The organism is Vibrio sp. Isolate23, assembly GCF_022398095.1.
GTDB classification, from domain to species: domain Bacteria; phylum Pseudomonadota; class Gammaproteobacteria; order Enterobacterales; family Vibrionaceae; genus Vibrio; species Vibrio coralliilyticus_A.
In genome coordinates this window covers 121,665-146,627 of the sequence record NZ_JAKEUV010000010.1, presented here as the reverse complement: position 1 = coordinate 146,627, position 24,963 = coordinate 121,665, and the positions used below count along the sequence as shown (strand labels likewise).

The following is a 24,963-nucleotide window of genomic DNA, read 5'->3' as shown; positions in this document are numbered from 1 at the left end:
ATAACGTAATGTTTGAATTGACTGTGCTGAATCCGAAGATTCAATGGTCACTTCGTTTCATTGAAACCTAATTTGAAGCCGAAGCTTCTAATTGGATTATCATCAACGAGTGCCCACACAGATTGATAGGTTTATATTGTTAAAGAGCTTTTCTTCTTGTGGCTCTCACCACTTCGGAAGAGGCGGCTATTCTAGCGTTTTAAGTTTTAGTGTCAACCACTTTTTTTCAAACTTTTTTCTTAAGCGTTTCCGCTTGGCTAGTTAACCTGTCGATTTCGCTTGAACCCTTGTGAGCCCTTGCCCTGTCGACGAGGAGGCATTATAGAGATCGCGCTCACATTGGCAAGCGTTATTTTGAAAAAATTGCAAAAATAACGTTTAACAGGCTAACTTTCGCCCAAAGCCTTATTTATCCAACTTTACCCCAATTAAGCCAACAAAATATTCACAGAGTTATACACACTCTCTGTTTTTCACGCAAAAAAAGGCCGCTCTCGCGACCTTTTATCTATATATAGAAGGAAAAACTAAATCCCCGAACCATCTTGCTCACTATCGTCTTCGTGAAGACCACATTCACGCTTCAGTCCAAAGAAACGAGTTTCTTCTTCACTCATACCCGGCTCCCACTTTTTGCTTGTATGGGTATCACCAACAGATAGATAACCTTCATCTCTTAGGGGATGATAAGAAAGTCCATTTTGCTCTAGGTAATAATGAACGTCTTTATTCGTCCAATCGATCACAGGCAAGAACTTAAACACACCATTTTGAATCGATAAAATTGGCAAGCTTGCGCGTGATTTAGATTGCTCACGACGTAAACCTGAAAACCAAGTCCCTACCTCAAGCTCATCTAAAGCTCGCCTCATCGGTTCGACTTTATTTAGTTTGTTGTATTTCTCTATTCCCTCTATACCTTGTTCCCACAACTTGCCATAGCGCGCCTCCTGCCAGTTGGCACTTTCTTTTGCGCGATAGACCTTGAGGTTTAGCGTCAACTGCTCACTCAGCTGATCTATAAAACGATAGGTTTCTGGAAACAGATAGCCAGTATCAGTCAAGATAACGGGGATATCAGGCTTTTGCTCAGTAACTAGGTGCAACATAACCGCTGCCTGAATACCGAAACTAGAAGAAACAGCAAATTGACCTTCTAGGTTTTCAAGAGCCCAAGCTACTCTTTGCTGTGCAGTTAGCTGCTCTAACTCTGCATTAATTTGGCCAAGCTGGAGTACCTGTTCCGTCTTAGTTAATGAGAGAAGTTTCGCTAACTGAGGTTTAGAAGCGACAGAATCAAGCATGTAAATCCCTCATCGATACTTTTACCTCTTGGATGATTCCAGCACGAATTGCAAAATCACCAAACCCTTCACCCATTTCACGTTCTTGCGCCCAACGACCAACCAGTTGATCGATCTCTTCAAGAATCTGCTTATCGGTAATGTTCTCTTTGTACATCTTTGGAATGCGTGTACCCGCTCGGTTACCACCTAGGTGGAGGTTATAACGTCCGGGAGCTTTACCGACTAAACCAATTTCAGCCAACATAGCGCGGCCACAGCCATTTGGACAGCCCGTCACACGTAAAATGATGTTGTCTTCTTCTGGTAAACCGTGCTTTTCAAGGATAGCTTCTACATCAGTGACAAACTGAGGTAAAAAACGTTCGGCTTCAGCCATCGCAAGTGGGCAAGTTGGGAAAGCGACACACGCCATTGAGTTTTTGCGCTGTTCACTCACACTATCATCAATTAAACCGTGTTCGCGGGCAATCTTCTCGATCTTGGCTTTTTGGCTTTTAGCCACACCCGCAACAATTAAGTTTTGGTTGGCCGTCATGCGGAAGTCACCTTTATGGATCTTGGCAATTTCAGCAACCCCTGTCTTAAGAGGCTTACCCGGGAAGTCCAGTAGACGACCGTTTTCGATAAATAGTGCTAAGTGATGTTTACCATCGATACCTTCAACCCAACCGATACGATCGCCGCGGTCAGTAAATTCATAAGGTCTACTTTCAGCAAACTTAATACCAGCGCGCTTTTCTACTTCAGCTTTAAACACATCAATACCGACGCGATCTAAGGTGTACTTGGTTTTCGCATTCTTACGATTCGAACGGTTACCCCAGTCACGCTGAGTGGTAACGACTGCCGCTGCAACATCAAGCGTTTTGTCTAGCGGAACAAACCCAAAGTCATCGGCACGACGGGCATAAGTGGAAGTATCACCGTGGGTCATTGCAAGACCACCCCCAACTAACACATTAAAGCCCACCAGCTTGCCATTCTCACCAATCGCGACAAAGTTAAGATCATTTGCATGAACATCAACATCGTTCTGTGGAGGAATCACAACCGTGGTTTTGAACTTACGAGGAAGATAAGTCTTACCTAGGATTGGCTCGTCACCTTCTGTTGTCTCTACTTTCTCGCCATCCAGCCAAATTTCGGCGTATGCCTTAGTCTTAGGTAGTAAATGCTCACTGATTTTCTTCGCCCACTCATAGGCTTCTTGATGTAGCTCTGATTCAATAGGGTTTGTCGTACACAAGACGTTACGGTTAACATCACCCGCTGTGGCAATCGAATCAATACCAATACTGTTTAGAGTTTGGTGCATCAACTTAATATTCGGCTTAAGAACCCCGTGAAACTGAAAGGTTTGGCGAGTAGTCAGGCGAATACTGCCGTAAAGAGAGTGCTCAGTTGCGAACTTATCAATCGCTAGCCATTGATCCGGTTTGATAATGCCGCCCGGCATACGAGCACGCAGCATAACATTATGCAGAGGCTCAAGCTTTTGCTTTGCACGTTCATTACGAATGTCACGATCATCCTGCTGATACATACCGTGGAAACGAATCAGCTGAAAGTTGTCGGCAGTAAAACCACCTGTAATTCTGTCTTGTAGATCTTGCTCAATGGTACCGCGTAAGAAGTTGCTTTGCGTTTTTAGACGCTCGTTATCAGAAAGCTTTCCTAACTCTTCGCCTAATACAAGCTGCTTATTATTCTCAGTAGAAAAAGTCATTAGTACACATCCCTTTGATAACGTTTCGCTTTACGTAGTTCGTTGATAAATTCTTCCGCATCATCGCGTGATAGCTGGCCTTGTTGCTCCGCAACATGAATCAAGGCTTCGTGCACATCTTTCGCCATGCGTGTTGCATCGCCACACACATAGAGGTAAGCGCCTTCTTGGATCCACTGCCAAACTTGTTCAGCTTTTTCCAGAATACGATGTTGGACATAAACTTTCTCTGCTTGGTCACGACTGAATGCCACATCAAGACGATTTAGCACTCCAGACTTAAGGTACTTCTGCCACTCGACCTGATAAAGGAAATCTTGCGTAAAGGTACGGTCACCGAAGAACAGCCAATTTTTACCTTCAGCATCTCGGTTATCTCGTTCTTGAATAAAGCTGCGGAAAGGTGCGATACCTGTACCTGGGCCAATCATAATCATTGGGGTATTGCCATCTTGAGGTAGCTTGAAGTTATTGTTGTGCTCAACAAACACTTTCACTTCACCACCTTCTTCTAAACGATGAGAAAGGAAGCTAGACGCGCCACCAAAACGCTTTTCATCTCCCTTGTCATATTCAACAACGCCTACTGTAAGATGGACTTCTTCATCCACTTCACTTTGACTAGAAGCAATAGAATAGAGGCGAGGTGTCAATCGGCGCAGCAAGCCAACAAGTTCCTCAGCGGATAGTTTGGTTTTCTTTTCCGCCAGAACATCAACCACTTGAGTGTTAGTTGCGTATTCGCGTAACTTGTCTTTATCTTCCAATAATTTGAGTAATTTCTTGCTACCTGATAGCTCTGCAAACTTGCTCACAAGCTGGGGGTTTGCAGAAGTGATTTCGTACTTACTTACCAGCGCACTGTGGATGGAAATACTCTCACCATCAACATCAACACTTTCAACACCAGACAACCCAACTTTCGCCAAGATAGCATTTGCAAGAGCCGAGCTGTTTTCAAACCAAACCCCAAGGGCATCTCCGGGCTGATATGTTAAACCCGAGCCTTCAAGATCGATCTCTACGTGGCGTACATCTTTGCCTGAATCACGCCCTGTAATTTTTTGGTTCGTAAGCAGCGTCGCTGTATAAGGATGTTGCTTGTTATATGGAGAATGACCTAGTGCAGCCTGACCCACTGGAAGCTGTACAACTTCAGCCTCAGAATTAGAAGAGAGCGCTTCTTTGACCTTCTCTAGCGCTGATGCCCGCCACTCAGCAGCGAGCGCTTCATAGTCCACATCAAGATCGACTCGTTCAATAAACGATGTCGCGCCAAGTTTAGATAGGTAAGAATCGAAATCTTTACCCGTCTGACAGAAGAATTCATAACTCGAGTCACCCAGACCAATCACACCGTATTTCAGGTTGGGTAATTTAGGTGCCTTCTTAGACTGAAGGAATTCATGCAGCTCAATCGCATTATCTGGAGCTTCACCTTCACCGTTGGTGGAGGCAACAATAATGACGTGCGTTTCCTTCGCCAGATTTTTTCCTTTGTAATCACTAGCATCAAACATCTCGACAGCAATGCCTTGAGCTTTTGCTTCTTGCTCGAGCGCTTCAGCAACGCCCTTGGCGTTCCCCGTCTGAGAGGCAAAGATAATAGAAAGCTTGCCTGCTGGTTTTGCAGCTACAGCCGCAGCAGCCTGACTAATAGGTGCTGCAGCGCCTGCTGTTTGAGGTTGAACTTGTGATAGCCCCCAAAAATAACCACTGACCCACGCCAACTGTTGAGGTGACAGTTCTGAGACGGTTTGTTGTAGCGTATTCAGTTGTTGATCATTTAAAGGAGAAGCGACTGACGGTAATTCTTGTGGTGTGTTTCCTTGAGAGGACACGTTCTTGTTTAAAGACATGGTCTCGACATCCCTATTCATTGCGTGATGATAGATTAACCACTCCCTTTAATAACAAGAAAGAATAGAAATGAATGTTTTATAACTTTTGGAATTAAAGAAAGCCGAAAGTTTAAGCAGGCAAGTTTACTTCGCCTCAACGCGTACCTGTCTGAAACCGACAGCCATCGCAGACTTTGATGCTAGATCCAGATCCAAATAGTGACACTCTTCCCCATGGGAGTCGGTTAATAACACAAAGCCACCGCGAGCGTGGCGAAACTCGACAATCCACGTTCCTTCCTGAGCTGAAGGTTCAATGATGGCTTCAACTAACTGATTTTCTCGGTAAAGATTTCTAAGCTCATTGATAGTCATGAGAATCCTTCTCTAAAATTATTGATAAGAATCCTTAATAAGCATGGCCGAAAGACAAAAAACTGCTAAAAGAAAAGTGAAAATATAACTAATAGGCATAAAAAAACGCTGCGATATTACGCAGCGTTTTTAGAAAAATAATTCCGTTAGAAACTGTATTCAGCACCGACGAAGAAGCCGTTCGCCATCATGAAAGGTTTTCCTAAAGTACTCTCTTCCAACGTAGGTTTAAACTCATCGGACTCAAGATCAATAACACGATACCCTCCTCGGAAGGTGAGCGTGGAGTTATTCAATGGCATTCGATACTGCATACCCGCCATTAAGTCAGTACTTTTTACACCGCTACTATCACCGAAATTCATCTCACCGATAATATCAAAGTTCGTGTCTGGCACTGTAATTTCAGCGTAACCATAGAAGGCCCACAGCAACTCATTAAAATCTTTAGTTTGGCCTGTTTCTGCATTCTTGTACTTTGTATTACTCATATCACTGAACGTAATACCAGCATCAAAATGCATCAGCTCATGTTCCATCACTTGGTAATACAACGTGAGATCGAGCTTATCAAACGCCATAAACTCATTATCAACACTGGTGGTTCTGATTCGTGCATTCGGCACATATTTGATGTCGTGCTCGATCGCCGCATAAACGCTTGGAGTGACTTCTTTATCACGGCGGATTTCATTGACTTCTGTATCTACCCACCATGCTTCAGCCCCCACTTTTGCAACGACAGAACTTTCTGCCATTGCTGCTGAACTTGCCATCGATATCGCAGCGGCAGTGATCACTGCCAATGCAGATCTGTTCATCTATTTTAGCTCCCGAGCTCATTGAGGTTAGAGATATGAGAGCGATAGTAGCACACCCACACAACGGTTTATGTCAAATTACTGCGTGGATTAACGATGGCTGTACACGTAGTTTTTAAAGAACCAAATACCAACCGCGATAACAATCAACCACGGAATCAGTTTAATCACCGCACCGACCATACCGAGTAGCACCATGACCATCAAAGCAAACCCTGCCGCAGCAAAAACCGTGAACATGGTAAGACCTGTCACCAACAATGTTGCAATAAAGACCAATACAAAGATGAGTTCAAACATATCTTTCTCCTTAGTTAGCTTTCACTTAGCAGAAAGCAGGCCAAGTTAAAGAAAAACACATAAGCATCTGATTTTAATTAAAATAAAAAGAGACACCTCTTCAGGCGTCTCTTTTATTTGATTTTCTTAATTGGTGAAATAAACCAACTCAATACTATTAAGTGGTAAAATTTACACATTCAATTCTTTAGGAATTTTACTCAATGCTGTCTCAACAACCTCAATACCAGAGCCTGGCTTGTGAGCATTTTCACTGATATAACGACGCCATTGACGCGCCCCCGGCATATTCTGGAACAAACCCAACATATGACGAGTAATATGGCCAAGGTATGCCCCTTTCTCTAGCTGGCTTTCAATGTACGGGTACATCTCTTCCACAACTTGAGTGCGCTTCTTGACAGGCTTATCTAATCCAAAAATCTGCTGATCAACTTCCGCTAGAATATATGGATTCTGGTAAGCTTCACGGCCTACCATAACCCCATCAAGATGTGTCAAATGCTCCTTACTCTCTTCCAGTGTCTTAACACCGCCATTAATGGCAATCGTCAGGTGTGAAAAATCTTTCTTCAGCTGATAAGCACGTGGATAATCAAGCGGTGGGATCTCACGATTCTCTTTTGGGCTTAGACCAGAAAGCCAAGCTTTGCGCGCGTGAATAGTAAATTGCTCACAACCCCCCTTCTCGGAAACCATTGATACAAAATCGGTCAGAAACTCATAAGAGTCCTGATCATCAATACCAATACGAGTTTTTACCGTCACTGGCACATCCACGACATCGCGCATTGCAGCGACACATTCTGCCACCAGCTGTGGTTCTGCCATCAGACACGCACCAAAACGACCATTTTGCACACGATCAGACGGGCAACCAACGTTGAGGTTGATTTCATCGTAGCCGCGATCTTGCGCCAATTTCGCACACGTTGCCAAATCCTGAGGGTTTGAGCCACCTAACTGAAGTGCTACCGGATGTTCTTCCTGGTTATAGGCCAGAAAATCACCCTTACCATGAATAATCGCCCCCGTCGTCACCATCTCGGTATAAAGCAAAGTTTCGCTCGTTAGCAGTCGATGGAAGTAGCGACAATGTCTATCCGTCCAATCGAGCATGGGTGCAATGGAAAAGCGGTTAGCCGCGTATTTACTAGTATTGTCAGGTTTCATAAGGTGTTACTCGAAATCTTATACCACTGCTATGTATGAATATTCACTATCACAACTAATAGCAATTTTTGCCAGAGCGTGAGCTTCAAAGTGGCGTGGTCAAAAATAATCGGTGGATTATACACAGACAAGAAAAAACATTCAGGAAAAGAGTGTCTCAAAGTGAAGGGATAAGCGTTGTGCGGCGCTTTTCGGACTAGACGGTGACAGCATCAATATCGTTGAATTAATGTACCAGTTCTCATGATAAGGGGAAAACAAGTCAAGAATAGGAAGTAAACTTCAAAAAAAATGCTGGCTGAAAATGAATTGAAGGCCAGCACCGTTCCATGAAGCAAATGAAATGATTGACAAATTACCCATAGGGATCTTTATAGTAGTAAAATCAAATATGAGATCAATTTCATATTTGTTTTTTCGTTGTTCATCGCACGATTTTGCGTATTACACCTAGATTTAGAGTCGCGTCCCCACATAAACCACTTCGAATATGTGAATTCAATCATCTTGGATTACATAAGGTCCACGCAAAAAAAAGCTGACCCTTGGAGTTATCGGCCAGCATAAGTATCTGAATTAAATGAAAGATACATGAATGTTACAGTTTCATATCATCCCGTTCAGGGACGGAATCAACCATACGGTAAGAGAAATAAGAGCACAAGTGCATATATGGCTTAATTAAGCAAAAAGCTATGTTTTTACCTATTACACTACTCAGCACACAAATGAACACATATTAACTAACTGAAAACTCTAAACTAGTATTAATAAAACTACCTACATTTACATCTGAATACATCCCTTTAAGTTTATTTACCAGCAGGCTCACCATTCCTAACCCTGAGTCTGACTTTATCGGCAAACTTGTACATGCTTCACTGTTCATGAATTTGACTCATCTGATTGGTTAATTAACGCTGCAACTATTTATAAATATTCACTATTCTATCTATTGATACATATTAAGAGCGCATAGTAAAAGGATTTACTCTTATGACCTCTGAAGCATTAGACAAACCCATCATACTGGTGGTCGATGATATTCCAGACAATATCCATACTCTGTCTGGTATTCTTTCCGATGAATTTAAGATAAAGGCCGCCACCAGCGGTGCGAAAGCGCTCAAAATAGCCAATAGCTCTCCACGACCTCATTTGATCTTACTCGATATCATGATGCCAGAAATGGATGGCTATGAAGTGTGCTCGATTCTAAAGTCCAACCCACTCACTTGCGATATTCCCGTGATCTTTGTGACTGCTAAAGCGGAAGTGGTGGACGAGCAAAAAGGCTTTGAGATTGGTGCTGTTGACTACATTACCAAACCTGTCAGCCCGCCCATAGTCAAAGCTAGAGTAAAAACACACATCGCACTGTACGATCAAAATCTAGCGTTATCGGTTCAGGTGAAACAGCGGACCGAACAACTGGAGCGCAGTCGCCTTGAAATCATTCAACGCTTGGGCCGTGCCGCTGAATACAAAGACAATGAGACAGGCATGCACGTTGTCCGAATGAGTCATTACTCACGTATTCTGGCTGAGCAACTGGATGTCAGCAAACGCTGGGTAGAGCTGGTTTTTCAAGCTTCGCCAATGCACGACATCGGCAAAATTGGCATTCCTGATCATATTTTAGGTAAACCAGGGAAACTCGATGGTGATGAGTGGGCAGTCATGCAAAAGCACGTCAACTTCGGCGCTGACATTATTGGAGAGAGTGATTCGCTGTTGCTGCAAATGGCGAAAGAAATTGCCCTGTATCACCATGAGAAATGGGATGGCAGTGGTTACCCACATGGCACTCAAGGAGAAGCCATTCCTTTAAGTGCCCGAATTGTCGCGATTGCCGACGTGTTTGACGCTCTAACCAGTGAACGGCCCTACAAGAAAGCTTGGCCTGTTGAAGAGGCAGTGGCACTGCTTGAAGAAGGCGCTGGCGCGCATTTTGACCCCAATTTAGTGCCTATTTTCATCAGCCAACTAGATGAAATCCTAAAAATCAAAGAGTCCTTTAAAGACGAATTTTAAGCGCTTCGGCTAAGGTAGAGAATGAATCAAGTACAAGACTATGCGCTCGATTCTAAGCGCATTCTTACCGGTTTTGTCATTGCCTCTATCATGTTGCTGGTGGTCGGCAGCATTGGATGGATGAGCCTCAATCAACGCTTTGAGACCGTGGAGCAATATGCAGGTAATGCCCAGCTATTATCAACATTAGATAGCGTGAAAATGCTTGAACAGAGCTATATTCGCCTGCCTCAAGATGAGCTCTCTGATGATATTTACCACCAAGTAGATAAAGCACAGGCTTTATCAGAGAGCGCCATCGCCAATGGGATTGATGCACAAATTACAGATGCACTTGTCGATTATCGCCAAGATTTTACCCAGTACATCCAACTCAACCAAAGCGAAAACACCACACGTAAGGAAATGACAAGTGTCGCCGAGCAAGCAGCTGATGCCATCGATGCCCTGCAACAACTGCACGAAGAATTCGTAGAAAATGGCATCGTGAGTATTGAAGCGTTGCGCGATCAGGTCGATGAAGATTCTGATAACGCAATACGAGCACACTGGTTAGTCGGTTTAATTGCCAATTCACAAAACCATCAGAAGTCATACGTACTCAGTAAAGACCAGCAGGAGCTCAACCAAGCACAGTTTGAGCTGAAGAAGATCGACCAGCTTATTGCCCTACTGGAAGATAAACTGACCGAACAAACCAGTGTGAACAAACTAACACTGGTTAAAAACGCCAAAAACCGTTATTTAACGTCATTAGTCCAACTAAGAAGCTGGTCCAACATCGGCGACAAACTTCAACAAAGCATTCTCAGCCAAGTAAATCGCTCTGGTGATGAGATGGCGCGCTCAGCCACCGACTTGCGTAACCATCTTCAGGAGATCCTCAGAACATCGCAACAAGCGGTTTCTAGCACTCAAATAGCCATCAGTGAACGTCTGGCGGTGAGCTCTAATTTACTCGTTCTCCAGTCTTCGATCAGTGAAGCACAACAACTTGATCGCGACTATTCATTGTCACTTTCACCAGCACGTCAGCAAGCGATTGCTGACCAAGTGAATGATTATCTTGAGTATTCCCTGCATCTTCTCGATAACCTATCAGCTCAAATGCCGACCGATGAAGAAAAGATCAATATCGACCAGATACAAACACTGACTAACAGCTACTACACTCTGTTCAATCAATTAACTTCAGCGCGCAGTATTACCTCACAGCAAATCGCTCAGCTAGAAGAAACATACGAACGATTACAATCTTTCATTCAACCTGTCTATCAAGAGCAACTCAATACGGTGGAAAGTTCCGGTGCCATAGCCCGCTATCTGGCTATCGGTGGCGCTATCTTTGTAGTGACCTTACTGCTACTTGGCTTACTCGCCCACAAGTCGCATGCAGCACTAGAACGTTTCGCCGATAAATTGTCACTGGCAAGAGATGAAGCCGATGCGGCAAACAAAGCGAAATCGGACTTTCTCGCCAATATGAGTCACGAAATTCGCACACCCATGAATGCCATTATCGGAATGAGCTATCTCGCCCTGAAAACAGACCTTTCTAAAGCGCAACGTAACTATATCCAGAAAGTAAAACTTTCCGCTGATTCTCTTCTCGGTTTGATCAACGATATCTTGGACTTCTCAAAAATTGAAGCGGGTAAACTGGATATCGAAAACGTCGATTTCCATCTGGAAAATGTTCTCGACAATATTTCTAACCTCGTTGGTTTACGTGCCTCCGAGCGCGGACTGGAACTGTTAATCCATATTGATCGCGATGTGCCCACCGCCTTAGTGGGCGATCCTCTTCGTCTTGGGCAGATCCTGATTAATTTGGCTAACAACGCCGTCAAGTTTACCGAACAAGGTGAAATTAAAATCAGCATCACTCTAGCTAAAAAAGAGGGCGACAATATCACCCTCAAGTTCTCTGTGTCTGACAGTGGGATCGGCATGACATCGGAACAATGTAATAAACTGTTTAACAAGTTTACTCAGGCAGATAGCTCAACCACACGCAAATATGGAGGGACAGGTCTTGGCCTGGCTATCAGCAAAGAGCTTTGTCAGCTGATGGGCGGAGATATTGGTGTGGTCAGTGAGCAAGGTAAGGGCTCTACCTTCACCTTTACTGTCCAACTAGGCGTTAGTCATGCATTGAAGCAAGAACCATTATTAGTACCGAAAGAACTCGGCCAGTTGAAAATTCTGGTGGTTGATGACAATGCCAGCGCACGATTGATCGTAGAAGACATTCTTCAATCCCTTCAGTTTGAAGCCACCTGCGTCACCAATGTCGATAGCGCTCTGGATGAGTTAGAAACAGCGCTCACCAATGACCAACCTTATGATTTAGTGATTTCGGACTGGAAAATGCCTGTCAAGGACGGCATCGATTTAGCGGAAATCATGTGGGACAGACTAGCGGCGCCAGCTCAGCCAAAACTCTTAATGCTAACAGCCTATGGCCGCGAAGAGCTAACCGATGCTTTCATCCAGCGCCAGCTAACGCCACCATCAATTCTGGATAAACCAGTCACCTCCTCACATCTTTTCGATGCCATTGTGACGCTATACGGTGTTGAAGGCAGTCGTGTCAGCCGAAGCGATGTAGAAGAGCAGATACAGCTCGCCAATGCTCAACAACTGGCTGGAGCACAATTGCTGCTCGTCGAAGACAATGAGATTAACCAAGAGCTGGCCACTGAACTGCTTGAAGGCCAGCAAGTTCATGTCATGGTGGCTGAAAATGGGCAGGTTGCTGTCGATCTCTATAAGCGCCATAATTTCGATGGCATCCTGATGGATTGCCAAATGCCTGTGATGGATGGTTATGAAGCCACGGAGTTCATTCGTCAGAAGCTCGACGACCCACATATCCCCATTATCGCTATGACGGCTAACGTTATGGAGCGAGATAAAGAAAAAGCCAAAAATGCAGGCATGAATGACATTATCGCTAAACCTATCGATGTTGGCGCTATGTTCAGTACCCTAGCAAAATGGATTACACCTAAACATCCGCAACAGTTAGTGATGACAAAGGGGCAACCCACCAAGCAAGTCCCCGACATTACTGGACTCGATATAACATCGGGATTGACTCGTGCCAGCGGGAATGCAGATTTATACATCAGACTCATTCTGCGTTTTGCCAGTACTTATGCCGATCCCAAAGCGGTTGAAATTGCCATCTCTGATGCAGACAGCACGACACGACAACGCAATATTCATTCTTTGAAAGGCGTTGCTGGTAACATTGGAGCAACAACCCTGCATGAACTTTGTCAAGAACTCGAACAGGACAGCACAAATCGAGACTTACGCCAGCGTGTCATCAAAGTACTGGCTACCTTGGTCAACAATATCCATTCCAGCCAGCTAACAAGTGAAAAGCCAGCTCCCTCTTTAACTAAAGAGACGTTCAATGAATCACTATTTAACCAGCTCAAACAGGCCGTGGATGAAAACGACACCCACGCCCTTTCGATCATAAACGATATCACTTCAAGCTCATTAGTTGGGTTATCTGAATCTGATTTTACCCAGCTCAACAGTGCCTTGGAGGAGTTTGATTTCGAATTAGGACAGGAGATTTTATCCAACAGAGCGCACAAAGTCAGTAATGCCAATGCGCCGTAACAGTATCGTTTTATTAACAGATAAGGTAACTTATAGCACTTAAAGCAGATCCAGTTACCGTAACCGCAATTAGATAGGTTAACTCACTGACTGTATTATCAGAAAATGCCTCTTGATAAACGAAATCCGTCAAGAAATGGTATATTATTACTAAAGTCCAATGGTTATGGTGAAAGATTTGGACCACAAGCTAATAAAGCAGATTGAAGAAATGTGTGCATCACGAGGGGTTAGACTAACGCCTCAAAGAAAAAGGGTTTTTGAGCTCATTTGTTCAAGCCCCAAAGCATCAAGCGCATACGAGTTATTGGAAGAGCTAAAAAAGAGTGAACCGCAAGCGAAACCACCAACGGTGTATCGCGCACTCGACTTTCTTTTAGAGCAAGGGTTTATCCATCGTGTTGAATCGACCAATAGCTTTATTCAGTGCAGCTCTTGTAATGCTCATAAGCACTACTCACATTTACTGATTTGCGATAAATGCAGTAATGTTATTGAACTCCAAGATGAGAGCTTGATAGCTTTACTGGAAAATAACGCAGAAAAACATGGCTTTACGATCACAAACCACGTGATTGAATCTCATGGCATTTGTCAGTCATGTTCAAATGAACAGACGGAATAAGAATAGAAGAAGATTATGCGCGCTGAATTTGTAAACCCGTTTTTAGCTTCTCTGATGAACGTTCTAAAAACGATGGCTTCTCTGGAATTGAAGCCACAGAAACCTCGAGTAAAAAAAGATGAAATTGCTCGCGGTGATGTTTCAGGTTTAATTGGGATGGTAGGTCAGCAGACACGCGGTTCTATGTCTATCACATTTGATGAAAATCTGGCTCTAGAAATTATGCAAAACATGTTAGGTGAACGCCCTAACGGTTTGAATGACGAAATTACCGACATGGTGGGTGAAATCACTAACATGGTCGCTGGTGGTGCAAAACGTATCCTTTCCGAAAGCGGCTTCGATTTCGATATGGCAACACCAATCGTAGTATCAGGCAAGGGCCACACCATCCGCCACAAATGTGAAGGTGCGATCATCATCATGCCATTCACATCTCAATGGGGTAACGCGTTTATCGAAATTTGTTTCGAATAACTCACCCCTGACAGATAAAGAAAAAGCTTCCTTGGGAAGCTTTTTTGCTTTATGCAATGATGTTTCTCTGCTTAAGCGCGGTTAAGCAATCCTCTACCAGCGCATCGATGGATTTCTCACCCGAAAGCAAGTCAATCTCAGGGGCTAGTGGCGCTTCATACTCAGAATCAATCCCAGTGAAATTAGCGATCTCTCCCGCGCGAGCTTTTTTGTATAGTCCTTTAGGATCACGCTGTTCACACACTTCCAATGATGTATTGACGAAGACTTCCAGAAACTCTCCTTCTGGCAGTAAATCTCTTACCAATTGACGCTCAGCACGATGCGGGGAAATAAAAGCCGACAAAACAATTAAGCCCGCATCAGCCATCAGTTTGGCTAGCTCACCAATACGTCGGATGTTCTCACGGCGATCCTGCTCAGAGAAACCAAGATCACTACACAAACCATGACGCACATTGTCACCATCGAGTAGATAAGTGTGATAGCCCTGCTCTGCCAGTTTGTTTTCCAACGCTCCTGCAACCGTCGATTTCCCTGCGCCAGATAAACCTGTAAACCAAAGCACAACCGGTTTTTGTTGCTTTAGTTCGGCTCTGAAAGCCTTATCAATATTATGCTGATGCCAAACAATGTTTTCATCTTTGGTCGGCGTTTCCGTGATCATAATTCTGTCCTTAAAACGGGAAAAATTGAGGAATCAAAGCCAATACCAGCACCGAGTAAACGATGGAGACTGGAATACCGACTCTGATGTAATCTGCAAGCTTATAGTTGCCTACGCTGTAAACGAGTAAGTTGGTCTGATAACCATAAGGTGAAATAAAACTGGCACTGGCACCAAACAACACCGCCATAATGAATGGCATTGGGTCGACGCCATAGCCAATTGCCATACTGTAGCCAAGTGGAAACGCCAGTGCTGCAGCTGCATTATTGGTCACCAGCTCGGTCAGTATTAGAGTAAAGAGGTAAGTCGCTACCAAAGCGCCAAATGCCCCCCAACCATTGAAGGTTTCCATAAACATCGCGCCCAATGTGGCGGATAAGCCAGAGGACATCATCAGCTGGGCGATCGATAAAGCAGAGCCGACAATGACAACGATATCGACAGGAAAGCGACGTCTAAGCTCTCCCATCTGAATCACACCAAAAAACATCGCCGCAAGAAGAAATACCGACAAGCCTTTAATCAATGGAACAACATTCAGCAAAGCTGCACCAATCACGCCTGCAAACCCAAGTAGTACTAGGCTTGATTTATTCGCATCTAGACGAGCACTCGAATCCAGGTCATTGACTAAAACAAACTCTTTGCGGTGCGCCTTACGCTCCTGCTCGAAGCGTTTTCCCGGCGCTAACACCAAAGTATCACCGGCATTGAGTTCTATATTACCCAATCCACCCTGCAATCTTTCGTGGCCACGACGAATTGCGACGACAACCGCATCAAAGCGCTCACGAAAATGGCTGGACTTGAGAGTCTTATTGCAGAAGCTAGCCGAAGAACTCACCACCACTTCAACAAAGCTCTGGCCGTTGAGGTGATGTTGACCAAACAGCGTCAGGCCTTGAATTTCCTGAAGTGTCGCAACGCTTTCGATATCACCACAGAACAACAAGCGATCTTTGGCCTGTAAGACAAAATCCGGTTCCACTGATGCCATGGTTTTGCCACCACGTATCACTTCCGCTAGGAATAGTTTTCTCAATGCACGTAGGTTGTTTTCACTGATGCTCCGCCCAACCAAAGACGAACCTGGTTCAACAATCGTTTCCAGAAAATATGGCAACTCTTCCTGATGTTGATCTTCATAGTTTGGCAGTAAGTAACTCAACGGGATCAAGATCAACAAGCCCGCCACCAGTACAGATAGCCCGATCATGGTTGGCGTAAAAAAGCCAAGACTTGGCAATCCTGCATCTTCGACAAAGCTATTGATGATCAAGTTGGTTGACGTGCCGATCAAGGTCAGTGTGCCGCCAAGGATCGCCGCATAAGACAATGGGATAAGTAACTTTGATGGTGCATGAGTTTGATTGCGCTTGATGGCGCCGATCAAAGATACCACCACAGCGGTGTTGTTAGTAAACGACGAAAGCAATGCCGTCGATAAGCCCAACTTAGCGACAACAGCGCCAAGCTTACCTGTCGATAAGGAACGGCTGACCCAACTAATCAGCCGTGTTTTTTCCAACGCGCTGGAGGCAAGAATCAGCAACACCAGCGTTAACAGAGAGGAATTAGTAAAGTTAGTGGCAACATCGCCAAGTTCAATCATGCCAGCGAGAAACGCTATGAACGCCGCCCCTGCAAATATAAAACTTGGCTTAATTCGTGTTGTGATCAGGCACGTAACGATACCCAACAACACTGCCAACACGAATCCTTGCTGCCACATCATACTCTACCTGCTCCGCTCGGTTAGATTTTCGCATCCCACTCAGGGAAGTGCTTAAGAATCAGAGCTTTTAGCTCGTTTTCAAAAGCTCCCATTCGCTCCTGAGGAGAACGCTGACGCTCAGCCAGAGCATCACGCACCAAACCTGCACCTACGGTCACGTTAGTCAGGCGATCAATGATGATGAAACCACCGGTATCCTGCACGGCGTCGTAGTTGTCGATAGCGACCGACTCATTCAATGTCCACTCACACAAACCAATACCATTCAGCGGTAGCTCTTCTGCTTTGTGCATAGACAGGTTGTTGATGTCGTACTGGTGACGAATGGCTTCAACGCGACCTACAGTTTTCTTGCCCGCAATCTTCACATCGTAATCACGGCCGGCCTGCAATGGCTGTTCTGTCATCCACACCACATCAGCAAGCAGTCGGTTACTTGACTCAACTTGAGCATGTTCAAGTACGATCAAGTCACCACGACTGATATCGATCTCATCTTCCAATGTCAGCGTCACCGCTAGGCCCGCTTGGGCTTGAGCTAGGTCGCCATCAAAAGTCACAATACGCGCCACTTTCGAACTCTTACCTGAAGGCAGAGCTTTGATACGGTCGCCTACTTTGACATTGCCTGAAGCTATCGTGCCCGCAAAACCACGAAAGTCGAGGTTTGGACGATTCACATATTGAACAGGGAAACGGAAATCACCCTCTTCTTTGATCTGGTCAACATCGACATTTTCTAGAAGATCGAGTAGAGATGGCCCTTCAAACCAGCTCAGGTTATCACTCGCTTCCACCACATTGTCGCCCTCTAGCGCAGACAGTGGAATGATCTGAATATCGGTTTCACCTTGGAGGTTTTCTGAAAACGACAGGTACTCGTCACGGATCTCTTCAAAGCGTTGTTGCGAATACTCAACCAGATCCATCTTGTTGACTGCTACCACAAAATGCTTAAGGCCAAGCAAGTTTGAGATGAAAGAGTGACGGCGAGTTTGATCCAACACCCCTTTACGCGCATCAATCAAAATGACCGCAAGATCACAAGTCGAAGCGCCTGTCGCCATGTTGCGCGTGTACTGCTCATGCCCTGGCGTGTCGGCAATGATGAACTTACGCTTCTGGGTAGAGAAGTAGCGGTACGCGACATCAATCGTTATCCCCTGCTCACGCTCAGCTTGCAAGCCATCAACCAAAAGCGCTAGGTCTGGACGTTCACCGGTGGTACCGACACGCTGGCTATCCGAGTGAACGGCGGCCAACTGATCTTCATAAATTTGCTTTGAGTCGTGGAGTAGACGACCAATCAATGTACTTTTACCATCATCTACTGAACCACATGTGAGGAATCTAAGTAGCGATTTGTGTTGATGCTGAGTCAGGTAACCTTCGATACCAAGTTCAGCTAATTGAGCTTCAACTGCACTGTTCATAATCTTTCCTTAGATCCTTAGAAATAACCTTGTCGTTTCTTCAATTCCATCGAACCCGACTGATCGTGGTCGATCGCACGACCTTGTCGTTCACTCGATGTCGCAACCAGCATTTCTTCAATAATGCCCGTCAGTGTATTGGCGTCTGATTCGATCGCACCGGTCAGCGGGTAGCACCCTAAAGTACGGAAACGGACGTTTTTTTCTTCAATCACTTCACCTGGTTGTAGCTTCATTCGCTCATCGTCCACCATGATAAGCATGCCATCGCGCTCAACGACTGGGCGCTTATCAGCTAGGTAAAGCGGAACAATTTCGATGTTTTCCAAATAGATGTATTGCCAGATATCTAGCTCAGTCCAGTTGGATAGTGGGAACACACGGATGCTTTCACCTTTGTTGATCTGGCCGTTGTAAGTACGCCATAACTCAGGACGCTGATTCTTTGGATCCCATGTATGGTTCTTGTCACGGAAAGAATAGACACGCTCTTTCGCACGAGATTTCTCTTCATCGCGTCGCGCACCACCAAAAGCCGCATCAAAACCATACTTGTTCAACGCTTGTTTAAGACCTTGAGTTTTCATGATGTCAGTATGCTTGGACGAGCCATGTTCGAATGGGCTACATCCCATCGCAAGGCCTTCTGGGTTCTTATGAACCAAAAGCTCAAAGCCGTATTTTTCTGCTGTTTTGTCACGGAATTTGATCATCTCCTTAAACTTCCAGTCGGTATCGACGTGAAGTAGAGGAAACGGGATCTTACCTGGGTAAAAAGCCTTACGAGCAAGATGCAGCATGACTGAGGAGTCTTTACCGATGGAGTACATCATCACCGGATTATCAAACTCTGCGGCAACTTCGCGGATAATATGAATACTTTCCGCTTCTAGCTGCTTGAGATGGGTTAAACGTTCTTGGTCCATGTTAGTGCTTCCTTTGCGGCTCACTGGGAGCGTCTGACAAATTCTAAATAAATGGGCATTACGCGAATTGGCGCTGTTGTAATGGTTCTTGCTGTGTTCCAAACCACGTTAATTTTTCTGATAAAGACACGACTTCACCAATCACGATCAGTGACGGTGACTCAGCATCTTGAGCAAGGGTTGCCAACTGTGACAGCTGACCTTTAAAAACTTTCTGACAGGATTGTGTTCCGCGTTCGATGATCGCAATCGGAGTGTCTGGAGAGCGACCATGTTCAATCAACTGACCTTGAATGTATTCAGACTTCATCAGCCCCATATAAATCACCAAAGTCTGATTACCGCGAGCCAGCGTTGACCAATCCATTTGGTCACTTTCCGCTTTAAGGTGGCCTGTGATAAACATCGCCGTCTGCGCGTAATCACGATGCGTCAATGGGATGCCAGCATATGCGGTAGCACCAGCAGCAGCGGTAATGCCAGGCACAACGTGAAACGAAACGCCTGCATCGGCCAAGACTTCCAGTTCTTCACCACCACGGCCAAAGATAAATGGATCGCCACCTTTGATACGGACAACGCGATGTCCTTGTTGAGCGAAGTCCACCAGTAGCTGATTAGTTTTTTCTTGGGGAACACTATGATGTCCAGCACGCTTACCAACACAGACCAAAATCGTATCACTCGGTACCAATGCCATAATTTCATCGGAGACTAAATAGTCGTAGAGAACGACATCCGCCTGTTGTAAAAAGCGCAGCGCTTTAATGGTTAACAATTCGAGGTCACCCGGGCCAGCACCAATAAGCGCAACTTCACCTGAGTTCAATACACTCTTGCCAATACTCACTGAAGCAACAGCTTGGTCTTGCTCTGCTCGTGGGTTGTTGAGTGGAAATTGAGAAACTGTATCCTTGTTCGCCATCATGTAATTCCTTTCCTATCGCTGAAAGCATTATGGCGCTCTATATATATTACCTGAAATTCTAAAATTTCATTTTTTATACCTTTTTCTGATAAGACTAGAATGCAATATGGTTAATGCTGAGATACAGATGAGATCTACCAAGCAGAACGGCATAAAGTAATCGCTCTAGGTCACAGTTTATTAATGAGTGAAATATCCGTTGCACATCGTTTTGTTACATTATGCAGCGTCTCACAATAACGCTATCGGAGCTTATAAAATGAAAGTCGCAGTGAAACCTCTTTCGATTGCCGTACTGGGTGGCATGCTAACTATGGCTGGCCCTGCTATGGCTGAAACGATCAAATTACGCATCGTAGAAACCACGGATATTCACACTAACGTCATGGACTACGACTACTACAAAGATAAACCGACTCAGAAAACCGGTCTGACTCGTACAGCAACGCTGGTTAAGCAAGCTCAGGCCGAAGTAGAGAACAGCGTACTGGTTGATAATGGTGACCTTATCCAAGGCAGCCCTATGGGTGACTACATGGCCGACAAAGGCATCAAGCCAGGTGAAGTACACCCTGTTTACAAAGCGATGAACCAACTAAACTACGATGTCGGTAATATCGGCAACCACGAGTTTAACTATGGTCTTGAGTTCCTTGCAGAAACCATCAATGACGCTGACTTTCCTTACATCAGCGCAAACGTGTTTGATAAGACAACAGGCAAGCACTACTTCAAGCCTTACATCATCAAAACTCATGCTTTTAAAGATGTTGATGGCGTAGAACATGAAATCAAAGTGGGCTACATTGGTTTCGTCCCACCACAAATCATGGTTTGGGATAAGAAAAACCTAGAAGGCAAGGTATTTGCCAAGGACATCAAAGAGACTGCAGAAGAGCTTGTCCCTCAGATGAAAAAAGAAGGTGCGGATGTGATCGTTGCCATTCCACACTCTGGCGTCGCATCTGATCCTTACAAAGCAGGTGCAGAAAACTCAACTTACTACTTATCAGAAGTTGAAGGCATTGATGCGATCGCCTTTGGTCACTCGCATGCTGTCTTCCCAGGTAAAGGCTTTGACAACATCCAAGGTGTGGATAATCAACAAGGTACCATTAACGGCGTCGCTTCAGTCATGCCAGGCCGTTGGGGCAGCCACGTTGGCGTTATTGATTTAGAGTTAAAAGAAAAACAAGGAAAGTGGACCGTTGTTAAAGGTCAGTCTGAAGCTCGTCCTATCTATGACGAAGTGGCCAAAAAATCGCTGGCTAAAGCCGACCCTGACATGGTGAAAGCACTAGAAGCAGACCATAAAGGTACTCTGGGTTTCGTCAACCAGCCGATTGGTAAAGCTAATGATGTTATGTACAGCTTCCTAGCTCTGGTTCAAGATGACCCGACCGTACAAATTGTTAACCTAGCGCAAAAAGATTACGTTGAACGCTTCATTCAAGGCGACCCTGATCTTTCTGATATTCCAGTCCTTTCTGCCGCAGCGCCATTTAAAGCAGGTGGTCGTAAGAACGATCCAGCAAACTTTACTGAAGTCGAATCCGGCCAGCTGACCTTCCGTAATGCAGCAGACCTTTACCTTTACCCGAACACGCTTGTCGCAATGAAGGTCAAGGGTAAGGAAGTAAAAGAGTGGCTAGAGTGTACTGCTGGTCAATTCCAACAGATTGATGTTAACAGCACTGCACCACAGCAGCTGATCAATTGGGATGGCTTCCGTACTTATAACTTCGACGTCATTGACGGTGTTGAGTACCAGATTGATGTAACTCAGCCAGCGAAATACGATGGTGACTGTAAGCTAGTCAACGAAGGCGCTGAACGTATTGTTGGCTTAACTTACCAAGGTAAGCCAATCGATATGGAGCAAGACTTCCTAATCGCAACTAACAACTACCGAGCATACAGCAACAAATTCCCAGGTACTGGCAGTGAATTTGTCGCGTTTGATTCTCCGGATGAAAACCGCTCCGTTATTGCGTCTTACATTAGCCGAGTAAGTAAAGAAAAAGGCGAAGTCACACCAAGCGCAGACAACAACTGGACATTCGCTCCAATTAAGTCTGACAACAAACTGGACATCCGCTTTGAAACCTCACCAAGTGAGAAAGCTGCGGCCTTCATTGAGAAGAAAGGCCAGTACCCGATGAAACAAGTCGCAACTGACGATGTGGGTTTCGCGGTTTATCAGATCGACCTACAAAAGTAAGCATGTGATATAGCTTTTAAGCCGCGATGTCTATCGCGGCTTTTTTTCATCATAAGTTAGCGAATCACACTTGATCGGTTAGAATTCAAAGCATGTTTTAGTTGATGATAAAAAGTTCATGCAGCCCACCGAACGCTTTATGGAACAGCTCCAAGCCACAGGCTTCAATCACGATGAAATAGCCCAACTGCTTGACTCTGCTCAGCTTATTGAGCTCCCAACCCGACATATATTGCTTCATCAAGGTCAACTCGCCGACGAAATATTTTTCCTCATCGAAGGAATTTGCCATTCAGCCTACCTCACTGATAAAGGTAAAGAATTCAGCAAGGAATTTTACTGGGAACACGACTGGATCATCGGCTTTGAAAGTTTAATCAAGCAGCAACCTTCACCCTACCTGCTCGAGTCTCTGACCTCTTGTGTGCTCTTCTCACTTCCAGTAGAAACACTTCGTCAGTGGCGCAGTCAAAAACATAGCGTGTATCTCAAGCTGCTCGAAACTCAGTTGATGTACAAAGAGAACAAAGAACGCTTTATGTTGTTGTACACCCCAGAAGAACGTTATGAACTGTTCTGCCAGCATTACCCGCACTTACCTGAAAGGCTAACCGACTATCAGATAGCCGCGTACCTCGGTATTACGCCGATTAGCCTGAGCCGAATTAAAAAGCGAATGCAAAGTTAACATTTGTTAATGCTGCCGGGGTTCATCACTGTTAACTTAGGTCTTCATAAGAACCAAACCGAGCAACGTTATGATCACCTGGCAACTTCTTCCTTTTGACCAATTGTCTACCCCTCAGCTATACCAACTCCTCAAACTGCGTGTTGATGTGTTTGTCGTCGAACAAACCTGTCCCTACCCTGAACTGGATGGCAAAGATAGCTTAGAAAACGTGCATCATTTAATGGGCTACAAAGACGACGAACTGGTTGCTTACGCGCGACTTCTGCCGCAAAACGTCAGCTACCCTTCAGTTAGCATTGGGCGAGTGGCTACCGCGCAAGCCCATCGCGGTGACGGGTTAGGCCATCAGTTGCTCGAACAAGCGCTATTAGAGTGCGACAAGCTGTGGCCGGGACAAGATATTGAGATTGGTGCTCAGGAGCATCTAGAAACGTATTACAACCGCCATGGTTTTCAGCGCACCTCAGAAATGTACCTAGAGGACGATATTCCACACATCGACATGAAGTTTAGTCGGTAGTTATGACCGGGCTCTCTCCTCAAGCCATTGCTCTGTGGTTACTCATTGCAGGTAATCTCACTGCATCACTGTCAGATGTGATGGTCAAATTGCTTGATGGCAGCGTGAGCCCGTTTCAGTACATTTTTATTCGCCAGTTAATCTCAGTCGCGGTGATCTACCCGCTGTGGAGAAAAGAAACACAGGCCACACGCCAACTGCGCTCACCCGGCCTCAATATCTTTCGCGCTCATCTCGTTTTGATTGGCAGTGGTTGCATGGTGGTTGCCATTACTCATATGACATTAGCCAGTGCGAATGCCGTGTTCTATGCCGCACCTTTGTTAATGCTGCCCATCTCAGTGTTGATGATGAGCGAAAAGCCTTCTCGTTCCAAAGTGCTCGGCACACTATTAGGCTTTGTTGGTGTGCTGATTGTTCTCAGACCTTCACAATTTCATTGGGCTGCCTTTTTTGCACTCGGTACGGCAACCACGCTGGCGTTGTTTAATGTTTCAGCACGTAAACTGCCCGAGCAACAATCCATGATCAGTACCTTGTTTTGGACTTCACTGCTATCACTTCCCGTTGCGGGCATTCTGGCTGTTTGGTCATGGCAACCAATCAACGCCTCCCAGTTAGTATTAATCGCCGCCGGAGCACTTCTGATTCTTGTTTATAATGGTCTGGCTGTATTGGCTTACCGAAAAGCGCCAGCCGGGGAGATAGGTTTAGCAGAGTATTCTGGATTAGTGTTTGTCACTCTGTTTGGGATCTGGTGGTTTAACGAAATTCCGGATTGGATTACTACCATGGGTATCATGCTGATCATCGCCCCTTTATTACCAATAAGACGCCGATTTCGACAGCGTATTGTAAACAGTTAACTACTTACTACGTCCAAACCCACCATCAGACAAACGGAAGAACATCACCGACTTAGCGCTTTTCTCAAGTTGAAGAATGTCTAAGCTACCGTCATCTGCCAATTTAAAACGCACCAGTTGACCCGCTTTAATATAGCTCAGTGGCTTATCACTGCCTTCAACACGAACTAAAGCATTTAAATCCGCCATCGCTAAGTCATTATTGCGAAACACTTGAGCTAACGTATCACCTTTCTTAACCGTATATTCTTGCCAAACCTCAGACTTTAAGCTGTCCTGCTGCTTAGAAGACTGCTCACTCAAGCCTGTGGTATTGATATTCACTTGAACACGCTGTTTTGATGACGGCTCTGATTGTGGCTGATCAATTGTCGGCTCAGGAGTGGGAAGTATAAGCAAGAGGAAAACGACAGGGACCAAAATCATAAGCGCACGCTGGTGTAGTTTAGGCAAACGAGACCAAGCCTGCTTGGCTTGCTCAACCATACCTTTCCAATCCACCTGTGAGAATTTTTGCTGGATTATCTCAGCATAATCTACCTGTTTGGCTTTCTTCTTTCTGCGATTCACTGTACTAGGTCTCCCAAGATCTATGACTACAAGTATAAAAACGAAGCGCACTCTAGTATAGGAATTTTCAATGAGTTAGGTAATA

21 protein-coding genes are annotated in these 24,963 nt (G+C 45.0%); 8 read left to right on the top strand and 13 right to left on the bottom strand.

Going from position 1 to position 24,963, the window contains the following annotated elements; translation table 11 throughout:
- Positions 1-527: 527 nt before the first annotated feature.
- The 7 genes from L1D31_RS19485 to dusA all read right to left on the bottom strand — a co-directional run bounded on the left by L1D31_RS19485 (position 528) and on the right by dusA (position 7,543).
- Positions 528-1,304, bottom strand: a complete 777-nt coding sequence (locus L1D31_RS19485) for a phosphoadenylyl-sulfate reductase (protein WP_239838679.1) — start codon at positions 1,302-1,304, stop codon at positions 528-530.
- Positions 1,297-3,033 (bottom strand): assimilatory sulfite reductase (NADPH) hemoprotein subunit, encoded by a 1,737-nt coding sequence (cysI, locus tag L1D31_RS19480; protein ID WP_239838678.1) that lies wholly within the window; start codon positions 3,031-3,033, stop codon positions 1,297-1,299. The genes L1D31_RS19485 and cysI overlap by 8 nt, the downstream gene beginning before the upstream one ends.
- Positions 3,033-4,892, bottom strand: coding sequence for an assimilatory sulfite reductase (NADPH) flavoprotein subunit (locus L1D31_RS19475; protein ID WP_239838677.1), 1,860 nt, complete (start codon positions 4,890-4,892; stop codon positions 3,033-3,035). Before L1D31_RS19475 ends, cysI begins: the two co-directional genes overlap by 1 nt.
- A 126-nt stretch (positions 4,893-5,018) precedes the next feature.
- Entirely contained in the window at positions 5,019-5,249 is a 231-nt protein-coding gene (locus L1D31_RS19470; RefSeq protein ID WP_239838676.1) for a hypothetical protein, read from the bottom strand.
- A gap of 146 nt (positions 5,250-5,395) precedes the next feature.
- Positions 5,396-6,070, bottom strand: coding sequence for a TIGR04219 family outer membrane beta-barrel protein (locus tag L1D31_RS19465; RefSeq protein ID WP_239838675.1), 675 nt, complete (start codon positions 6,068-6,070; stop codon positions 5,396-5,398).
- 90 nt (positions 6,071-6,160) lie between these two features.
- Entirely contained in the window at positions 6,161-6,370 is a 210-nt protein-coding gene (gene pspG, locus L1D31_RS19460; RefSeq protein WP_006963183.1) for an envelope stress response protein PspG, read from the bottom strand.
- Positions 6,371-6,541: 171 nt separating this feature from the next.
- Complete coding sequence (dusA, locus tag L1D31_RS19455; RefSeq protein ID WP_239838674.1) at positions 6,542-7,543, bottom strand: tRNA dihydrouridine(20/20a) synthase DusA; 1,002 nt, start codon at positions 7,541-7,543, stop codon at positions 6,542-6,544.
- Between the two features lie 996 nt (positions 7,544-8,539).
- Here dusA and L1D31_RS19450 point away from each other — a divergent pair.
- The 4 genes from L1D31_RS19450 (at position 8,540) to L1D31_RS19435 (ending at position 14,318) form a co-directional block, all read left to right on the top strand.
- On the top strand, positions 8,540-9,577 hold the full coding sequence (locus tag L1D31_RS19450) for a two-component system response regulator (protein ID WP_239838673.1): 1,038 nt from the start codon (positions 8,540-8,542) through the stop codon (positions 9,575-9,577).
- A gap of 21 nt (positions 9,578-9,598) precedes the next feature.
- Positions 9,599-13,216 carry a response regulator gene (locus L1D31_RS19445; protein WP_239838672.1) on the top strand — a complete coding sequence of 1,206 codons (3,618 nt, stop codon included), beginning with the start codon at positions 9,599-9,601 and terminating at the stop codon, positions 13,214-13,216.
- A 166-nt stretch (positions 13,217-13,382) separates the two neighbouring features.
- Positions 13,383-13,841, top strand: coding sequence for a zinc uptake transcriptional repressor Zur (zur, locus tag L1D31_RS19440; protein ID WP_239838671.1), 459 nt, complete (start codon positions 13,383-13,385; stop codon positions 13,839-13,841).
- 15 nt (positions 13,842-13,856) lie between these two features.
- Complete coding sequence (locus L1D31_RS19435) at positions 13,857-14,318, top strand: chemotaxis protein CheX (RefSeq protein ID WP_006963190.1); 462 nt, start codon at positions 13,857-13,859, stop codon at positions 14,316-14,318.
- A gap of 49 nt (positions 14,319-14,367) precedes the next feature.
- Here L1D31_RS19435 and cysC read toward each other — a convergent pair whose 3' ends face one another.
- Genes cysC through cobA form a run of 5 tightly spaced genes read right to left on the bottom strand, consistent with a single transcriptional unit; the run spans position 14,368 to position 20,007 of the window.
- Positions 14,368-14,985, bottom strand: a complete 618-nt coding sequence (gene cysC, locus L1D31_RS19430; RefSeq protein WP_239838670.1) for an adenylyl-sulfate kinase — start codon at positions 14,983-14,985, stop codon at positions 14,368-14,370.
- A 10-nt stretch (positions 14,986-14,995) separates the two neighbouring features.
- Positions 14,996-16,720: an SLC13 family permease gene (locus tag L1D31_RS19425; protein ID WP_239838682.1), complete on the bottom strand. Its 1,725-nt coding sequence runs from the start codon at positions 16,718-16,720 to the stop codon at positions 14,996-14,998.
- Between the two features lie 23 nt (positions 16,721-16,743).
- Positions 16,744-18,156 (bottom strand): sulfate adenylyltransferase subunit CysN, encoded by a 1,413-nt coding sequence (cysN, locus tag L1D31_RS19420; RefSeq protein ID WP_239838669.1) that lies wholly within the window; start codon positions 18,154-18,156, stop codon positions 16,744-16,746.
- Between the two features lie 17 nt (positions 18,157-18,173).
- Positions 18,174-19,106 (bottom strand): sulfate adenylyltransferase subunit CysD, encoded by a 933-nt coding sequence (gene cysD / locus L1D31_RS19415; protein WP_227495665.1) that lies wholly within the window; start codon positions 19,104-19,106, stop codon positions 18,174-18,176.
- Positions 19,107-19,140: 34 nt separating this feature from the next.
- Complete coding sequence (gene cobA, locus L1D31_RS19410) at positions 19,141-20,007, bottom strand: uroporphyrinogen-III C-methyltransferase (RefSeq protein ID WP_239838681.1); 867 nt, start codon at positions 20,005-20,007, stop codon at positions 19,141-19,143.
- 262 nt (positions 20,008-20,269) lie between these two features.
- On the opposite strand from cobA, the gene cpdB reads away from it, so the two are divergent.
- From cpdB to L1D31_RS19390, 4 genes are all read left to right on the top strand, one after another.
- The gene (gene cpdB / locus L1D31_RS19405; RefSeq protein ID WP_239838668.1) at positions 20,270-22,231 is read left to right on the top strand and encodes a 2',3'-cyclic-nucleotide 2'-phosphodiesterase; all 1,962 of its coding nucleotides are present in this window, start codon (positions 20,270-20,272) and stop codon (positions 22,229-22,231) included.
- Between the two features lie 139 nt (positions 22,232-22,370).
- Positions 22,371-22,919, top strand: coding sequence for a Crp/Fnr family transcriptional regulator (locus tag L1D31_RS19400; RefSeq protein WP_086026975.1), 549 nt, complete (start codon positions 22,371-22,373; stop codon positions 22,917-22,919).
- 70 nt (positions 22,920-22,989) lie between these two features.
- A complete protein-coding gene (locus L1D31_RS19395) occupies positions 22,990-23,442 on the top strand; it encodes a GNAT family N-acetyltransferase (protein WP_239838667.1) in 453 nt (150 codons plus the stop codon).
- A 2-nt stretch (positions 23,443-23,444) separates the two neighbouring features.
- On the top strand, positions 23,445-24,308 hold the full coding sequence (locus tag L1D31_RS19390; RefSeq protein ID WP_239838666.1) for a DMT family transporter: 864 nt from the start codon (positions 23,445-23,447) through the stop codon (positions 24,306-24,308).
- On the opposite strand, the gene L1D31_RS19385 is transcribed toward L1D31_RS19390, so the two are convergent.
- On the bottom strand, positions 24,309-24,878 hold the full coding sequence (locus L1D31_RS19385; protein WP_239838665.1) for a LysM-like peptidoglycan-binding domain-containing protein: 570 nt from the start codon (positions 24,876-24,878) through the stop codon (positions 24,309-24,311).
- Between the last annotated feature and the right edge of the window lie 85 nt (positions 24,879-24,963).